The organism is Geodermatophilus sp. SYSU D00700 (assembly GCF_054050255.1).
On sequence record NZ_JBJGZA010000014.1, the window covers coordinates 88,366 to 101,696 of the forward strand.

Sequence of the window (13,331 nt, forward strand, 5' to 3'; positions counted from 1 at the left end):
TGTCGATCATCGGATGCGTGCACGCGACACGGCCGGACACGCCGCTCGGACGTGCACACACCCGATGATCGACGAGACGCCTTCGTCAATCGGCGTCGTTGGCCAGCAGGGCCCTCGCCTCGGCGGCCTCGTCCTCGGTGAACCCGCCCGAGCCCTCGGGGTGGTGGACCTGGGTGTCGATCCACCGGCGGTGCGCCTCCCACGCCGACTGGCGGGTGGATCCCAACGCCCGGCCGATCTGCGCCCACGACGCACCGGTGGCCCGCGCCGTGCGCACCGTGAGCTGCCGGCCCTGGGCGGCCCGGCGGGCGATGACCTCACCCAGGGCCAGCAGCTCCAGCGCCTCCCCGCGGGTGAGCGGGCGCGGGCCGGCCGGGTCGTCGGGGTCGGCCAGCGAGTCGCGGGCCCGCAGCTCGTCGTACCGCCGGACGGCGCTGGCGAGGGTGTGCTGCCGCTCGAGCTCGTCGACGTCCATGCCCCAGCATCCGTCAGGCTGCCCTGACTGTCCAGGCAGCCTGACAGCGGTCAGCGGGCGCGGACGACCCGGGTCTCGTCGAACACCGGCTCGGCCGACTCGTACACCCGGCCGTCGGCGCCGAAGACCAGGAACCGGTCGAACGAGCGCGCGAACCACCGGTCGTGGGTCACCGCGAGCACGGTGCCGTCGAAGGCGGCCAGCACCTCCTCCAGCGACTCCGCCGAGATCACGTCGAGGTTGTCCGTGGGCTCGTCGAGGAGCAGCAGCGTGGCGCCCGACAGCTCCAGCACCAGGATCTGGAACCGCGCCTGCTGCCCGCCCGACATCGTGCGGAACGGCTGGTCGGCGGAGTCGGTGAGCCCGTAGCGGCGCAGCACCGCCATCGCCCGGCCGCGGTCGACGCCCGGCCGGCCGGGCTCGCCGTGCCAGAGCAGGTCCACCGGCGTGCGGTCGAGCCACTCGGGGTGCGCGTGGGTCTGGGCGAAGAAGCCGGGGACGACGCGGGCGCCGAGCCGCCAGGACCCGGTGTGCGCGACGTCCTGGCCGGCCAGCAGCCGCAGGAAGTGCGACTTGCCCGCGCCGTTCGCGCCCAGCACGCCGACCCGGTCGCCGTACCAGACCTCCAGGTCGAACGGCTGCATCAACCCGGTCAGCTCCAGCTGCTCGGTCATGACGGCGCGCTGCCCGGTGCGGCCGCCGCGCAGCCGCATGGCCACCTTCTGCTCCGGCGGCCGGTCCGGCGGCGGGCCCGCGGCCTCGAACTTCGCCAGCCGCGTCTGCATGGCGCGGTAGCGCGAGGCCATGTCCGGCGAGTTGGCCGCCTGCTGCTGCAGCGTGCGCACCAGGTCGATCAGCCGCTGGTGCTCCTCGTCCCAGCGCAGCCGCAGCTCGGCCATCCGCTCGTGCCGCGCCGCGCGGGCCTCCGGGTAGGTCGTGAAGCCGCCGCCGTGCACCCACGCGGTCCCGCCCTCGACGGTGACCACCCGGTCGGCGACCCGCGCGAGCAGCTCGCGGTCGTGGCTGACGAACAGCACCGTCTTGCGGGTCTCGAGCAGCCGCTCCTCCAGCCAGCGCTTGCCCGGGACGTCGAGGTAGTTGTCCGGCTCGTCGAGCAGCAGCACCTGCTCGGGCCCGCGCAGCAGCGCCTCGAGGGCCAGCCGCTTCTGCTCGCCGCCCGACAGCGTGGACAGCTCCCGGTACTTGCACCGGTCGTAGGGCACGCCGAGCGCCGCGACGGTCACGGTGTCCCAGGTGACCTCGGCGTCGTAGCCGCCGGCGTCGCCCCACTGCGCCAGCGCGTCGGCGTAGGCCAGCTGCGCGGGCTCGTCGTCGGTCTCCATGAGGGCCAGCTCGGCGGCCTCCACGGCGTGCCAGGCCTCGCGCACGGCCGGGGCGGACAGGTCGACGAGGAAGCGCTGCACGGTGGTGTCGTCGCGGACCGAGCCGATGAACTGCCGCATGACGCCCAGGCCGCCGCTGCGGGCGACCGCCCCGGCCTCGGGCACGAGGTCCCCGGCGATGATCCGCAGCAGCGTCGTCTTCCCGGCGCCGTTCTCCCCGACCAGCGCCGCGCGGGCGCCGTCCCCCACGCGGAAGGAGACGTCGTCCAGCAGCACCCGGCCGTCCGGCAGCGTGTGCCGGACCCCGCTCACGTCGACGGAACCCACCCGGTCATCGTCGGCGACGGGGCAAGCGGATTCAGCCGACGGCTCTCAGCGGACCGATTCCAGGCGGGTGCGCGCCAGCCGCTCGACCAGCTCGGGCAGCGCGGTGACCGGGACGCCGCTGAGGTCGCGGCGGCAGGACGCCACGACCGAGCCCACGACGTGCGGTCGCACCCGCGGACGGAACTCCTCCACGAGACGGGCGACCGCCTCGACGACGGACGTGTCGACGGCGGGAGCGTGCTCGGTGCTCGCGGTCATGCGCAGGCGCGCCCTCTCGTCCGTTGCGGTTCCGTTACTCCCCGTGGGACCAGACTGGCCCTCCTGTCCCAGCGGCACCAGGGACCAAGGTCCACCCGGCGGCGATCAGATCGAGAAGTAGGCGTTGTCGCCGGCCGCGGTGACCGCCGCGGCGTCGCGGACCAGCGCGCTCAGCTCCCCCGCGTCGACGCGGTCGAGGGAGGTGAACCGGACGCAGCTGCGACCGCACGAGACCCTCCCCAGCCGCTCGGCGCGCGTCTCGGGCAGGTACTGCCCGTCGACGACGGCGCAGACGTACAGCGACAGGTGCCGCTTCTGCGCCGCGAGGGCGACCAGCGGCCACGACGTCGTCTCCTTCGCCGACCGCGGCCGGTAGGGCATCAGCCCGTAGCCGAGCACCCGCCCGGAGCCCGCGGGCACGAGCTGCCGGTCGAGCCCGGGCGCGGCCTCCCGCACGAGCGCGTCGACGCGGCGCAGCTCGTCGGCCCGCGGACCGGCCGCGGCGAACCACTCCTCGATCGGGTCGGTCACGGCAGACCTCCTCACTGCAGGACGAGGCTGAGCACGGTGGCGCCCGCGGCCACCACCAGCGCGACGACGACGACGATGGCCACCAGCCGCCGTCGCCGCTCGGCTCCCGGACCGCCGGCCCCGCCCATCCCCATCACGCCCGCGACGCTACCGGCCGGAGCCGACGGATCGGCCCGGTCGCCGGCCCCACAGCAGGGTGTCCAGGGCGGTGCCGGCCGGGGTCTCCCGGCGCACCTGCTCGAGCCGGTCGACGTCGAGCAGCCCGGCCACCGGCGCCAGCCGGGCGGCGCTGTGCAGGATCGCGGGGTCCTGCGGCCCGCCGACGCCGTGCGCGAGGTTGTCGACGTCGTGGCCGAGCAGCAGGAACCGCCCGCCGGGCCGCAGCCAGCCGACGGCGCGCCGCAGCAGGTCGGTCATCGCCGGGTCCGGCAGGTGCAGGTAGGCGACCAGCACGAGGTCGGTCGATCCGGGCGGCGCCGACCAGGTGGTCACGTCGGCGATCACCCAGGTGACCCGGTCGGCGCCGGACTGGGCCTGCCCGCGGGCCAGCCCGGTGGCGGAGAAGTCGACGGCGGTGGCGCGCCAGCCCAGCCGCGTCAGCCACAGCGCGTGCCGCCCCTCCCCCGCGGCCAGGTCGACCGCGTCGCCCGACGGCAGGTCCCCCACGAGCTCGGCGACCAGCGGGTTGGGCTCCCCCGACCACTGCTGCCGCTCGGCGTAGCGCGCGTCCCAGTCCTCCGCCTGCACGGGCGGCAGTCTGTCAGCGCCGCGGGTGCGGGCGGTGCGGGCCCGGGCCACGCTGGCACGGGTGGACACCGTCCGGCTGGTCCCGTTCGAGCCGGAGCACCTGCCCGGGGCGCTGCCGTGGTTCGACGACGCGGAGACCCGGCGCCGGCTGGGCGGGCGGGACTGGCCCGCCCGGGAGCTGGCGCTGCGCAGCACCGTGTGGACCGACGAGTTCCGCGGCCGGCGGGTGCTGCGCTCGTGCGCCTTCGTCGCCCTCGACGGCGACGGCGTGGTGGTCGCGCAGGTCGGCGGCGACGTCTACGACCGCTGGACGGAGTGGGACCCGGCGGCCGAGCGGGTCCTGTCCACCGACCCCCGGCGCACGATGGGCGCGGCCTACGTCGTCGCCCCGTCCCGCCGCGGCCGCGGGATCGGCGCGGCCACGCTGCGGGCCCTGGTCGCAGCACCTGCGACCGCCGACGTCGAGCAGTTCGTCCTCGGCATCGAGCCGGACAACACCGCCAGCCTGCGCGCGGCGGCCGCCGCCGGGTTCACGCCGCTGACCACCGAGCCCGACGCGGAGGACATGGTCCACCTGCACCTCGTGCGCTGACCGCGCCGGTGCGTCGGTGCCCCGTGGCAGGGTCGCGCCATGACGACGCCGTCGGTCCCGCTGAGCGAGGTCGCGCTGCTGCGGCTGGTGGCCCAGCGGGTGGCCGGTGCGCCGTTCCCCGATGCCGCGGCCGCCGTCCGCGGGCTGCTCGCCGTCCAGGGGCAGGACTGGCCGGGCGCGGTGACGTCGGTGGCGCTGCGCACCGCCGACCGGTCGCGGGCCGGGGTCGAGGCGGCGCTGGAGACCGGCGCCGTCGTCCGCTCGTGGCCGATGCGCGGCACCCTGCACCTCACTGCCGCCGAGGACCTGCACTGGATGCTCGACCTGCTCGGCGCCCGCCCGCTCGCGGGCGCGGCCAGGCGACGGGCGGTCGTCGGGCTCACCGAGGCCGACCTCGAGCGCTCGCGGGGGACGGCCGTGGCCGCGCTCACCGGCGGGCGGCGGCTGGGCCGGCGGGAGCTGCTGGCCGCGCTGGCCGAGGGCGGCTGTGACGTCGCGGGCCAGAAGGGCTACCACACGCTGTGGTACCTCGCGCAGACGGGAACGCTGGTCCTCGGCCCGCCCGAGGGCGGCGACCAGGCGTTCGTGCTGCTCGACGAGTGGGTGCCGCGGCCCCGGCGGCTCACCGGCGAGGAGGCCCGGGGGGAGCTGGCGCTGCGCTTCTTCACCGGGCACGGGCCGGCCACCGTCGCCGACCTGGTCCGCTGGGCGGGGACGACGGTGCGCGACGTCCGGGCCGGCCTCGCGCTGGTGCGCGACCGGCTGGCGGCGGTCGACGTCGACGGCACCGAGATGCTGATGGACCCCGAGACCCCCGACCGGCTGGCCGCCTGTCGCGCCGAGGCCGAGGGCGTGCACCTGCTCCCCGGCTTCGACGAGGTGGTGCTGGGCTACGCCGACCGCACCTGCACCGTGCCCGCCGAGCACGCCGACCGGATCGTCCCGGGCGGCAACGGTGTCTTCCGCCCCACCGTGATCACCGGCGGCTGCGCGGTCGGCACGTGGCGGTGGACGGGCACGGGCGCGAAGCGGACGGTGACCGCCGAGCCCTTCACCGCCTTCCCCGACGGCGTTGCCGAGCGGGTGCCGAAGCTGGCCGCGCAGCTGCCCTGAGCACCGCACTGCCCGCGCAGCTGCCCGGAGCGCCGCACTGCCCGGGCGGTTGCCTTGAGCACCGCACTGCCCGCGTTCCTCGTGCACTGCGGGCGCTGCAGGGCCGGCAATACACGAGGAACACCGGCAACGCGCACCCGGGCGGGCGCGGTCGCAGGCGACCGGCCGCCGCAGGGTCCACGCCGACTCCTGCGGTGCTGCGCGCACTCCTGCGGTGCTGTGACACCGCAGGAGTGTCGAGAACACCGCAGGAGCGCCGACGGATGTCCGCAGGAGCGCCGCCCTCGACCCCGGCAAGGCGCACGTGGGCGCGGTCGCGGGCGACCGGCCGCCGCAGCAGGGTGGGCGCATGCAGTACACGCGGCTGGGCGCCACCGGCCTGGAGGTCTCGCGGATCTGCCTCGGGATGATGAGCTTCGGCGAGCCGGAGCGCGGGATGACCCCGTGGAGCCTGCCCGAGGACGAGGCGATGCCGCTCATCCGCCGCGCCCTCGAGGCCGGCGTGACCTTCCTCGACACCGCCAACGTCTACTCGGCCGGCTCCAGCGAGGAGATCACCGGGCGGGCGATCCGCGCGTTCACCAGCCGCGACGACGTCGTCCTGGCCACCAAGGTGCACGGCCGGATGCGCCCGGGCCCCAACGGCGGCGGGCTGTCCCGCGTGGCCGTCCTGCGCGAGCTCGAGGCGAGCCTGCGGCGGCTTCAGGTCGACCACGTCGACCTCTACCAGATCCACCGCTGGGACCCGCACACACCGGTCGAGGAGACGCTCGAGGCGCTGGACGCGTGTGTCCGCTCGGGCAAGGTCCGCTACCTCGGTGCGAGCAGCATGTGGGCCTGGCAGTTCGCCAAGGCGCTGTCCACCGCCGGCGAGCACGGCTGGCACCGCTTCGTGTCGATGCAGGACCACTACAACCTGCTCAACCGCGAGGAGGAGCGGGAGATGCTGCCGCTGTGCGCCGACCAGGGCATCGGCGTGGTCCCGTGGAGCCCGCTGGCCCGCGGCCGGCTCGCCCGCGACTGGGACGAGACGACGCACCGCTCGCGCAACGACGCCTTCGGCAACCGCCTCTACGACGAGCGCAGCGACCGCGCGATCGTCGAGCGAGTGGCCGAGGTGGCCCGCGAGCGCGGCGTCCCGCGGGCGCAGGTGGCGCTGGCCTGGCTGCTCGCCAAGCCGGTCGTGACCGCACCGATCGTCGGTGTCACGCAGGTCGGGCACCTCGACGACGCCGTCGCCGCCGTCGACCTGCACCTCACCGACGACGAGGTCGCGCGCCTCGAGGAGCCCTACACCCCGCACGCCGTCGCCGGGTTCTGAGCCGCCGGCGACGGCGCGGGAGCGTCAGGCCGGCCGGCCGGCCAGCTCCTCGAGGTCGTCGAGGACCAGGCCGGCGCCGAGCGGGCCGAGGCCGAGGAACCAGCGGTCGTCGTCGACGGCGAAGGACCGCCCCTCGGCGACCGCGGGGATCGACTGCCACAGCGGCCCGCCGGTGACCTGCGCGGCAGCCGTCGCCCCCGCCTCCCCGTAGGCGCCGTGGAACAGCAGGTCGCCGTCGGCCTGCGTGACCTGCTCGGGCGAGACCTCGACGAAGGTCTCGGCGGTGCGCTGCACCTCCGGCCGGGCGAAGCCGACGTCGGCCAGCACCGACCCGATGAACGAGCCCTCGCCGTAGAGCCGGACGAGCGTGCCGTCGAGGAACCGGGCGACGCTGACCTCCGTCGCCGCCGGGTCCCCGTAGAGGGCGCCGACCTCCGCGGCCCGGGAGGTGTAGGCGTCGAGCAGCTCCTGCGCCTGCTCCTCGCGACCGAGCGCCTCGCCGGCCAGCAGCAGGTTCTCCTGCCAGCTCTCCCCGATCGTCTCGGCGAAGACGGTGGGGGCGATGCCCGCCAGCTGCTCGTAGACGTCGGCGTGCCGCACCGAGTTGGACAGGATGAGGTCGGGCTCGAGCGCCGCGATGGCCTCCAGGTCCGGCTCGGCGATGGTGCCCACGGCGGCGATGTCGGCGGGGTCGGCACCGGCCGCCGTCACGAACCCGGGCAGCTCGTCGCTGACGTCGGTGCGGACCGCGCCGACCGGCGTGACGCCCAGCGCCAGGGTGGCGTCGAGCTCGCCGGTGTCCAGGACGACGACCCGCTCGGGGGTGCCGGCGACCTCGGTCTCGCCCATGGCGTGCTCGACCGTGCGCGTCTCCTCGGCGGGCGCCGCCTCGGCTCCCGCCACGGCCCCCGTCGACCCGCACCCGCTGAGCACCGCCACCGCCAGCACCGCGCCGGCCACCCGACCGCGTCCCGTCCGTCCCCAGAGCACCACTGCCCTCCTCCCGGCGCCGGACCGTCCGGCACCGGGAAAGGACCTTAGGGCAGCCTCACCTAAGGCTCGTCACCGCTTCCGCTCGACGACGAACACGGGGATCACCCGGTCGGTCCGGCGCTGGTAGTCGGCGTAGGCCGGGTAGGCGGCCACGGCCCGCTCCCACCACTGCGCCCGTTCCTCACCGGTGACCTCCCGGGCCACGCCGTCCCACGGCTCCGGGCCGTCCTGCACGGTCACCTGGTCGGGGTGCTCGCGCAGGTTGGCCACCCAGGCCGGGTCCTTCGGCGCGCCACCCTGGGAGCCGACCATCGCGTAGGCGCCCTCGTGCTCCACGCGCATGAGCGGCTGCTTGCGCACCTTCCCCGTCCGCGCGCCCCGGGTGGAGAAGACCACCACCGGCAGCCCGGTGTCGCGCAGCGTGTTCGCCTCCCGGCCACCGGTGGCCTCGTAGCGCTCCACCTGGTCACGGACCCAGCCCTGCGTGCTCGGCTCGTACTCCCCCTCGAGTGGCATGCCGCGACCGTAGGACCGATGAGTCCGCGACGCCGGGCCGGTCCCCCCTCGGCAGACCCCGACCGACAGGAGGCCCCGTGGGCCGGCTCGTCATCACGCAGAACACCACCCTCGACGGCGTCGTGGAGGCCACCGGCGGCTGGTTCGCCCCGCAGGACGACGGCGCCGACGCCAACGACCAGCTCGACGTCGTGCGCGGGCACATGGCCGGGCAGTCGGTGTTCCTCGTCGGCCGGCGCACCTTCGAGGAGATGCGCGGCTTCTGGCCGCAGCAGACCGGTGACACCACCGGCATCTCGGTGCACCTGGACGCGGTGGAGAAGGCCGTCGTCTCCCGGACGCTCACCGAGCCGGGCTGGGCGAACACCACCGTGCTGTCGGGCGACCCGGTCGAGGAGGTGCGCCGGCTGGTGGCCGAGCGCGACGGCGAGGTGGGCGTCACCGGCAGCATCACCCTCTGCCACGCGCTGGTCGCCGCCGGGCTGGTCGACGAGTACCGGCTGTTCGTCTTCCCGCGGGTCCTCGGCCGCGGCCGGCGGCTGTTCCCCGAGGGCACCGACGTCCGGCTCACCGCCACCGGCAGCCGCACGTTCCGCTCGGGCGTCACGCTGCTGACCTACCGGCCGGCGTGAGCCGGGGGCTCAGCGGGCGTCGACGGTGTGCGGGACGAAGAAGCTGAGGTTGTCGGTGATCAGCCCGTCGCTCTCGCGGATGCCGAGGCCGGCGGGCTCGCCGTCGACCACCCAGGCGCCGAGCACCGGGTGGTGCGGGCCGTCGACGCCGGCGAAGTCGGGCAGCGGCGCGAACTCCTGGACGACGAACCCCTCGGTGCCGTAGCGGCCGGGCAGCGCCGTCACCACCTGCCCGTCGCGCACGATCTGCACGTTGGCGCCCTCGCGGCCCCACAGCGGCTTGCGCACGTAGTCCCGCCAGCTCGAGGGCATCTCGTCGGCGAAGTAGGCCGGCAGCAGCAGCTCGGAGAGCACGGGGTCGCCGCCGAAGAGCCGCCACAGCACCGGCAGCAGCGCCTTGGTGCTCCACAGCATCTTGTAGACCGGCTCGATCCACGTCGTGCCGCCGGGCCGCGCCGCGTCGGCGAGGACGGCAGCGCCGAACTCGTCGTCGACCAGCCACTCCCAGGGGTAGAGCTTGAAGACGACGTCGAGGTGGCGGCCGGCCGGGTCGTAGAAGCGCCCGTCGCCGGAGTCCAGGGCGATGTCCTCGACGACCAGCTCGACGGCCTCGTAGCCGGCCTGCACCACGGTGTCCATGAGGTAGGCGACGGTCATCCGGTCCTCGCCGGAGGCGTCCGCGCTGCTCCAGGCCAGGTGCACCCGCGGGCGCAGCCCGGTGCGCCGCTCCCAGCGGGTGAGGTTGCGCTGCCAGGCGGCGACCAGCTTCTCGTGCAGCGCGTTCCACTGGTCGCGGCCCTGCCCGGTGAACAGGTGCCAGTTCCACTGGGTGACCGCCGACTCGACCAGCCCGGTCGGGGTGTCGGCGTTGAACTCCAGCAGCCGGGGAGGTCCCGAGCCGTCGTAGCGCAGGTCGAAGCGGCCGTAGACGCTCGGCGGCTCGGACTCCCAGGTGGCGCGGATGCCCGACCGGGCGATGAGCGGGATGCCCATCCGGTCGAACAGGTCGTGCTCGATCACGTGGTCGCCGGCGGCGACGCACATCTCGAACAGCTGGGCGACCCAGCCCTCGAGCCGGGCGATCTCGTCGGAGGTGAAGTCGTAGTACGGGCCCTCGCGCCAGTAGCTGCGCACCTCGCCGCCCGGGGTGGTGGTGCGGTTGTAGACCAGCCCCTGCGCCTCGATCTCGGCCTCCCAGCCGGGCCGGACGACGCCGCTCTCGACGCGCCGCACGCTCCGCGCCTCAGGAGCCCGAGCTGCCGGTGCCGGCGGTGCCCGAGCCGATGCCGCCGGCCACCCGGGTGCCGGCCACCACCGCGCCGGCGGCCGGCAGGCCGTAGCGCTGGCGGGCGACGGTGTCGCGCGGGTCGACGCGGGTGCCGCCCGCGGGCAGCACCGTGCCCACGGGCAGGCCGGTGCGGAAGGCGCCGAGGTAGAGGAAGAACAGGCCCGGGCCGCGGTAGTCGTCGTCGCAGTAGTCGTCGTCGACGATCTCGCCGTCCTCGTCGGTGCAGTAGGCGACCTGCTCGTCGGCCTCGTCGCTGCCGCAGCCGGCGAGGAACCCGGTGGCGGCGGTGGCGAGCACCGTCGTCGTCAACGCGCTGCGCACCCGGTTCGAGAACGCCATGGACCCCTCCCGCGTCGGTGGACGCCCCGACCCTAGGCGTGTCGTGCCCGCGCACGGCCGCCGGGCGGCGCGGACGGTCCTGTGCCGCTACGGTCCGGGCACCGACGCCGTCGTCCCCGGGGAGGCGCGATGACCGCCAGGGAACCCGCCGAGATCGCCAAGGTCGCCGCCGCGACCGGCGCCAAGAAGGTGCACCGCAGCTGGGACCGGGTGCTGGTCAGCTCCTTCCTCGCCGGCGCCTACATCTCCTTCGGGGCGCTGGTCGCGATCACCGTCTCCTCGGGGCTGGACGCCGACACCTGGGGCACGCTGCCCACCCTGTTCATGGGCGCGGCGTTCACCCTCGGCCTGGTGTTGGTGCTGATCGCCGGCTCCGACCTGGCCACCGGCAACATGATGCTGGTCCCGCTGAGCGCGATGAACGGCAAGATCACCGTCGCCGACGTCGTCCGGAACGTGACGCTGGTGCTGGGCGGCAACCTGCTCGGCGCGCTGTTCGTGGCCTACTTCCTCGCCGTCTCCACCGGCGTCATCGGCGACCCGGACAGCACCGGCAGCGCCGGGCTGACCTTCGCTCGGCTGGCGGAGATCTCCGAGGGCAAGACCTCCCACACCGCGTGGGAGGTCTTCCTGCGCGGCGTCGGCTGCAACTGGCTGGTCTGCCTCGCGGTGTGGATGTCGCTGTCGGCCACGAGCGTCGCCGGGAAGATCCTCGCCGTCTTCTTCCCGGTCATGGCCTTCGTCGCGATGGGCTTCGACCACGTCGTCGCCAACATGTTCTTCCTCCCGGCCGCGCAGTTCGCCGGCGTCGAGGGGGCCAACTGGGGTGACACCCTGACCAACTGGCTGCTGGCGGGCCTGGGCAACCTGGTCGGCGCGGTGGTCTTCGTCGGGACGTCGTACTGGTACCTGTTCCTGCGCGAGGACCGCGACGCCGCCCCGCGCACCGGAGCGGAGCCGGCCGAGCGCGCCTGAGCGGCGGCGTCGCCGCTGAGCCGCTCCCCGGTCGCGGGGCCCGGGAGCCGGTGGCACGGTCGAGCGATGCGGTACAGGGAGGGTGGGCGGCTCGACACGTCGTCGGTCCAGGACCGGCGCGGACGCGGCGGGCTCGGCGGCGGGCGCGGGATCGCCGTCGGCGGCGGCGGGCTCGGCCTGGTCGGCATCCTCGTGATCGTGCTGATCCAGGTGCTCGGCGGCGGGAGCGGCGGCGCCGGTGCCGGGCTCGGGGCGCTCTCGGGCGGCCTGGCCGAGGGCGAGACGGCCGACAACACCGCGCTCGAGCAGTCCTGCGACGACAGCGGCGACGCCAACGAGTCGGTCGAGTGCGCCGTCGTCGCCGACATCGACTCAATCCAGGACTACTGGTCCCTGACGCTGGGCGACCGGTACGTGCCCACCGACACGGTCTTCTTCTCCGGCCAGGTGCAGACCCGGTGCGGCGGGGCGACCAGCGGCTCGGGACCGTTCTACTGCCCGGCCGACCAGCTCGTGTACATCGACCTGACCTTCTTCGACACCCTGCGCACCCAGTTCGGCGCCCAGGGCGGGTTGTTCGTCAACGCCTACGTCATCGCCCACGAGTACGGCCACCACGTGCAGAACCTGCTCGGGACCAACCAGCAGGTGACCCCGGGCGAGACCGGGCCCACGAGCGGCACGGTGCGCCTGGAGCTGCAGGCCGACTGCTTCGCCGGGGCGTGGGCCAACCACGCCGAGACGGTGCCCGACGAGTCCGGCGCCCCGCTGATCGAGGAGATCACCCAGGCCGACATCGACGCGGCACTGGACGCGGCGGGGCGCATCGGCGACGACTTCATCCAGGAGAACCTGGGCGGTGGCACGGTCGACCAGGACGCGTTCACCCACGGCTCCTCCGAGCAGCGCCGGCGCTGGTTCACCACCGGCTACGAGACCGGCGACCCGGCGCAGTGCGACACCTTCGCCACCGACGACCTGGGCTGAGCCGGTGACCGGGACCCTGCGGACCGGCCGCGACGGCGCGGTCGCCTCCCTCACCATCGACCGTCCCGAGAAGCGCAACGCGCTCACCGCGGAGATGTGGGCGGCGCTGCCGGGCATCCTGGCCGGGCTGGCCGAGGACCCGGAGGTGCGGGTCCTCGTCGTCACCGGGACCGGGCCCGTCTTCTGCGCCGGCGCCGACATCGCCGACCTGCTGGGCGGGCCCGACGCCGGCGACCCCATGGCGCACGTGCGCGAGGCCAACCTCGCCGCGCAGGCCGCGCTGCGCGACTTCCCGAAGCCGACGATCGCGATGATCCGCGGCTACTGCATCGGCGGCGGGGTGGAGCTGGCCACCTGCTGCGACCTGCGGTTCACCGACCCGACCGGCGTCTTCGGGGTGACCCCGGCGAAGGTGGGCATCGTCTTCACCCCGACGTCGACCCGCCAGCTCGTCCGGCTGGTGGGACCGGCGACGGCCCGCTACCTCCTCTACTCCGGCGAGCTGGTCGACGCCGAGACCGCACTGCGCACCGGCCTGGTCGACCGGCTGCTGCCCGCCGGTGACCTCGCCGGCGAGGTGCGGCGCTTCGCCGAGGTGCTGGCCGCCCGCTCGGCGCTGACCCAGCGGGCGGCCAAGGAGATCACCGCCGCGCTCGCCGACCGGGACGACGAGGACCGGGTCGAGGAGCTCGCCGGCCGCTGGTACCGGGAGACCGCGGCCGCGGGCGAGCTCGCCGAGGGCGTCGCCGCCTTCACCGAGCGCCGCGCCCCGCGCTTCCCCTGGGGCGGCTGACTCCCCCGGGGGGGGGGGGGGGGGGGGGGGGGGGGGGGGGGGGGGGGGGGGGGGGGGGGGGGGGGGGGGGGGGGGGGGGGGGGGGGGGGGGGGGGGGGGGG

General features: G+C 75.2%; 17 protein-coding genes. 7 read left to right on the forward strand and 10 right to left on the reverse strand.

The window, feature by feature from the left end; translation table 11 throughout:
* Window positions 1-85: 85 nt before the first annotated feature.
* The 6 genes from ACI79V_RS12740 to ACI79V_RS12765 form a co-directional block, all read right to left on the reverse strand.
* Window positions 86-475 carry a hypothetical protein gene (locus tag ACI79V_RS12740; protein ID WP_456889761.1) on the reverse strand — a complete coding sequence of 130 codons (390 nt, stop codon included), beginning with the start codon at window positions 473-475 and terminating at the stop codon, window positions 86-88.
* 50 nt (window positions 476-525) lie between these two features.
* Window positions 526-2,145: an ABC-F family ATP-binding cassette domain-containing protein gene (locus ACI79V_RS12745; RefSeq protein WP_456889764.1), complete on the reverse strand. Its 1,620-nt coding sequence runs from the start codon at window positions 2,143-2,145 to the stop codon at window positions 526-528.
* A 45-nt stretch (window positions 2,146-2,190) separates the two neighbouring features.
* The gene (locus ACI79V_RS12750; RefSeq protein ID WP_456873529.1) at window positions 2,191-2,403 is read right to left on the reverse strand and encodes a three-helix bundle dimerization domain-containing protein; all 213 of its coding nucleotides are present in this window, start codon (window positions 2,401-2,403) and stop codon (window positions 2,191-2,193) included.
* A gap of 105 nt (window positions 2,404-2,508) precedes the next feature.
* Window positions 2,509-2,934: a DUF1801 domain-containing protein gene (locus tag ACI79V_RS12755; RefSeq protein ID WP_456889766.1), complete on the reverse strand. Its 426-nt coding sequence runs from the start codon at window positions 2,932-2,934 to the stop codon at window positions 2,509-2,511.
* An 11-nt stretch (window positions 2,935-2,945) separates the two neighbouring features.
* A complete protein-coding gene (locus tag ACI79V_RS12760) occupies window positions 2,946-3,071 on the reverse strand; it encodes a hypothetical protein (RefSeq protein WP_456889767.1) in 126 nt (41 codons plus the stop codon).
* A 10-nt stretch (window positions 3,072-3,081) separates the two neighbouring features.
* A complete protein-coding gene (locus ACI79V_RS12765) occupies window positions 3,082-3,681 on the reverse strand; it encodes a class I SAM-dependent methyltransferase (RefSeq protein ID WP_456889769.1) in 600 nt (199 codons plus the stop codon).
* Window positions 3,682-3,742: 61 nt separating this feature from the next.
* On the opposite strand from ACI79V_RS12765, the gene ACI79V_RS12770 reads away from it, so the two are divergent.
* The 3 genes from ACI79V_RS12770 (at window position 3,743) to ACI79V_RS12780 (ending at window position 6,707) form a co-directional block, all read left to right on the forward strand.
* The gene (locus ACI79V_RS12770) at window positions 3,743-4,273 is read left to right on the forward strand and encodes a GNAT family N-acetyltransferase (RefSeq protein ID WP_456889771.1); all 531 of its coding nucleotides are present in this window, start codon (window positions 3,743-3,745) and stop codon (window positions 4,271-4,273) included.
* A 39-nt stretch (window positions 4,274-4,312) separates the two neighbouring features.
* Window positions 4,313-5,386, forward strand: coding sequence for a winged helix DNA-binding domain-containing protein (locus ACI79V_RS12775; protein WP_456889772.1), 1,074 nt, complete (start codon window positions 4,313-4,315; stop codon window positions 5,384-5,386).
* A 349-nt stretch (window positions 5,387-5,735) separates the two neighbouring features.
* A complete protein-coding gene (locus ACI79V_RS12780; protein WP_456889774.1) occupies window positions 5,736-6,707 on the forward strand; it encodes an aldo/keto reductase in 972 nt (323 codons plus the stop codon).
* Between the two features lie 24 nt (window positions 6,708-6,731).
* Here the strand turns inward: ACI79V_RS12780 and ACI79V_RS12785 are convergent, their stop codons facing one another.
* Both ACI79V_RS12785 and ACI79V_RS12790 read right to left on the reverse strand, forming a co-directional pair.
* The gene (locus ACI79V_RS12785) at window positions 6,732-7,697 is read right to left on the reverse strand and encodes an ABC transporter substrate-binding protein (RefSeq protein WP_456889777.1); all 966 of its coding nucleotides are present in this window, start codon (window positions 7,695-7,697) and stop codon (window positions 6,732-6,734) included.
* Window positions 7,698-7,769: 72 nt separating this feature from the next.
* Entirely contained in the window at window positions 7,770-8,216 is a 447-nt protein-coding gene (locus ACI79V_RS12790; RefSeq protein WP_456889779.1) for a nitroreductase family deazaflavin-dependent oxidoreductase, read from the reverse strand.
* A gap of 77 nt (window positions 8,217-8,293) precedes the next feature.
* Between ACI79V_RS12790 and ACI79V_RS12795 the strand changes: the two genes are divergently transcribed.
* Complete coding sequence (locus ACI79V_RS12795) at window positions 8,294-8,848, forward strand: dihydrofolate reductase family protein (protein WP_456889781.1); 555 nt, start codon at window positions 8,294-8,296, stop codon at window positions 8,846-8,848.
* A 9-nt stretch (window positions 8,849-8,857) separates the two neighbouring features.
* Here the strand turns inward: ACI79V_RS12795 and ACI79V_RS12800 are convergent, their stop codons facing one another.
* Together ACI79V_RS12800 and ACI79V_RS12805 are read right to left on the reverse strand one after the other, a co-directional pair.
* Window positions 8,858-10,081, reverse strand: coding sequence for a glutathionylspermidine synthase family protein (locus ACI79V_RS12800; protein ID WP_456889783.1), 1,224 nt, complete (start codon window positions 10,079-10,081; stop codon window positions 8,858-8,860).
* A gap of 10 nt (window positions 10,082-10,091) precedes the next feature.
* Window positions 10,092-10,475, reverse strand: coding sequence for a hypothetical protein (locus tag ACI79V_RS12805; RefSeq protein ID WP_456873540.1), 384 nt, complete (start codon window positions 10,473-10,475; stop codon window positions 10,092-10,094).
* A 129-nt stretch (window positions 10,476-10,604) separates the two neighbouring features.
* Here ACI79V_RS12805 and ACI79V_RS12810 point away from each other — a divergent pair, with 129 nt between their 5' ends.
* The 3 genes from ACI79V_RS12810 to ACI79V_RS12820 all read left to right on the forward strand — a co-directional run bounded on the left by ACI79V_RS12810 (window position 10,605) and on the right by ACI79V_RS12820 (window position 13,230).
* Entirely contained in the window at window positions 10,605-11,450 is an 846-nt protein-coding gene (locus tag ACI79V_RS12810; RefSeq protein ID WP_456889785.1) for a formate/nitrite transporter family protein, read from the forward strand.
* A 66-nt stretch (window positions 11,451-11,516) separates the two neighbouring features.
* Window positions 11,517-12,437: a KPN_02809 family neutral zinc metallopeptidase gene (ypfJ, locus tag ACI79V_RS12815; RefSeq protein ID WP_456889789.1), complete on the forward strand. Its 921-nt coding sequence runs from the start codon at window positions 11,517-11,519 to the stop codon at window positions 12,435-12,437.
* 4 nt (window positions 12,438-12,441) lie between these two features.
* The gene (locus tag ACI79V_RS12820; protein WP_456889793.1) at window positions 12,442-13,230 is read left to right on the forward strand and encodes an enoyl-CoA hydratase/isomerase family protein; all 789 of its coding nucleotides are present in this window, start codon (window positions 12,442-12,444) and stop codon (window positions 13,228-13,230) included.
* Window positions 13,231-13,331 lie beyond the last annotated feature (101 nt).

Coding starts and splice junctions, on each gene's coding strand:
- ACI79V_RS12790 (WP_456889779.1), bottom strand. CDS start 8,216: ATGCCACTCGAGGGGGAGTACGAGCCGAGCACGCAGGGCTGGGTCCGT.
- ACI79V_RS12775 (WP_456889772.1), top strand. CDS start 4,313: ATGACGACGCCGTCGGTCCCGCTGAGCGAGGTCGCGCTGCTGCGGCTG.
- ACI79V_RS12805 (WP_456873540.1), bottom strand. CDS start 10,475: ATGGCGTTCTCGAACCGGGTGCGCAGCGCGTTGACGACGACGGTGCTC.
- ACI79V_RS12750 (WP_456873529.1), bottom strand. CDS start 2,403: ATGACCGCGAGCACCGAGCACGCTCCCGCCGTCGACACGTCCGTCGTC.
- ACI79V_RS12810 (WP_456889785.1), top strand. CDS start 10,605: ATGACCGCCAGGGAACCCGCCGAGATCGCCAAGGTCGCCGCCGCGACC.
- ACI79V_RS12780 (WP_456889774.1), top strand. CDS start 5,736: ATGCAGTACACGCGGCTGGGCGCCACCGGCCTGGAGGTCTCGCGGATC.
- ACI79V_RS12740 (WP_456889761.1), bottom strand. CDS start 475: ATGGACGTCGACGAGCTCGAGCGGCAGCACACCCTCGCCAGCGCCGTC.
- ypfJ (WP_456889789.1), top strand. CDS start 11,517: ATGCGGTACAGGGAGGGTGGGCGGCTCGACACGTCGTCGGTCCAGGAC.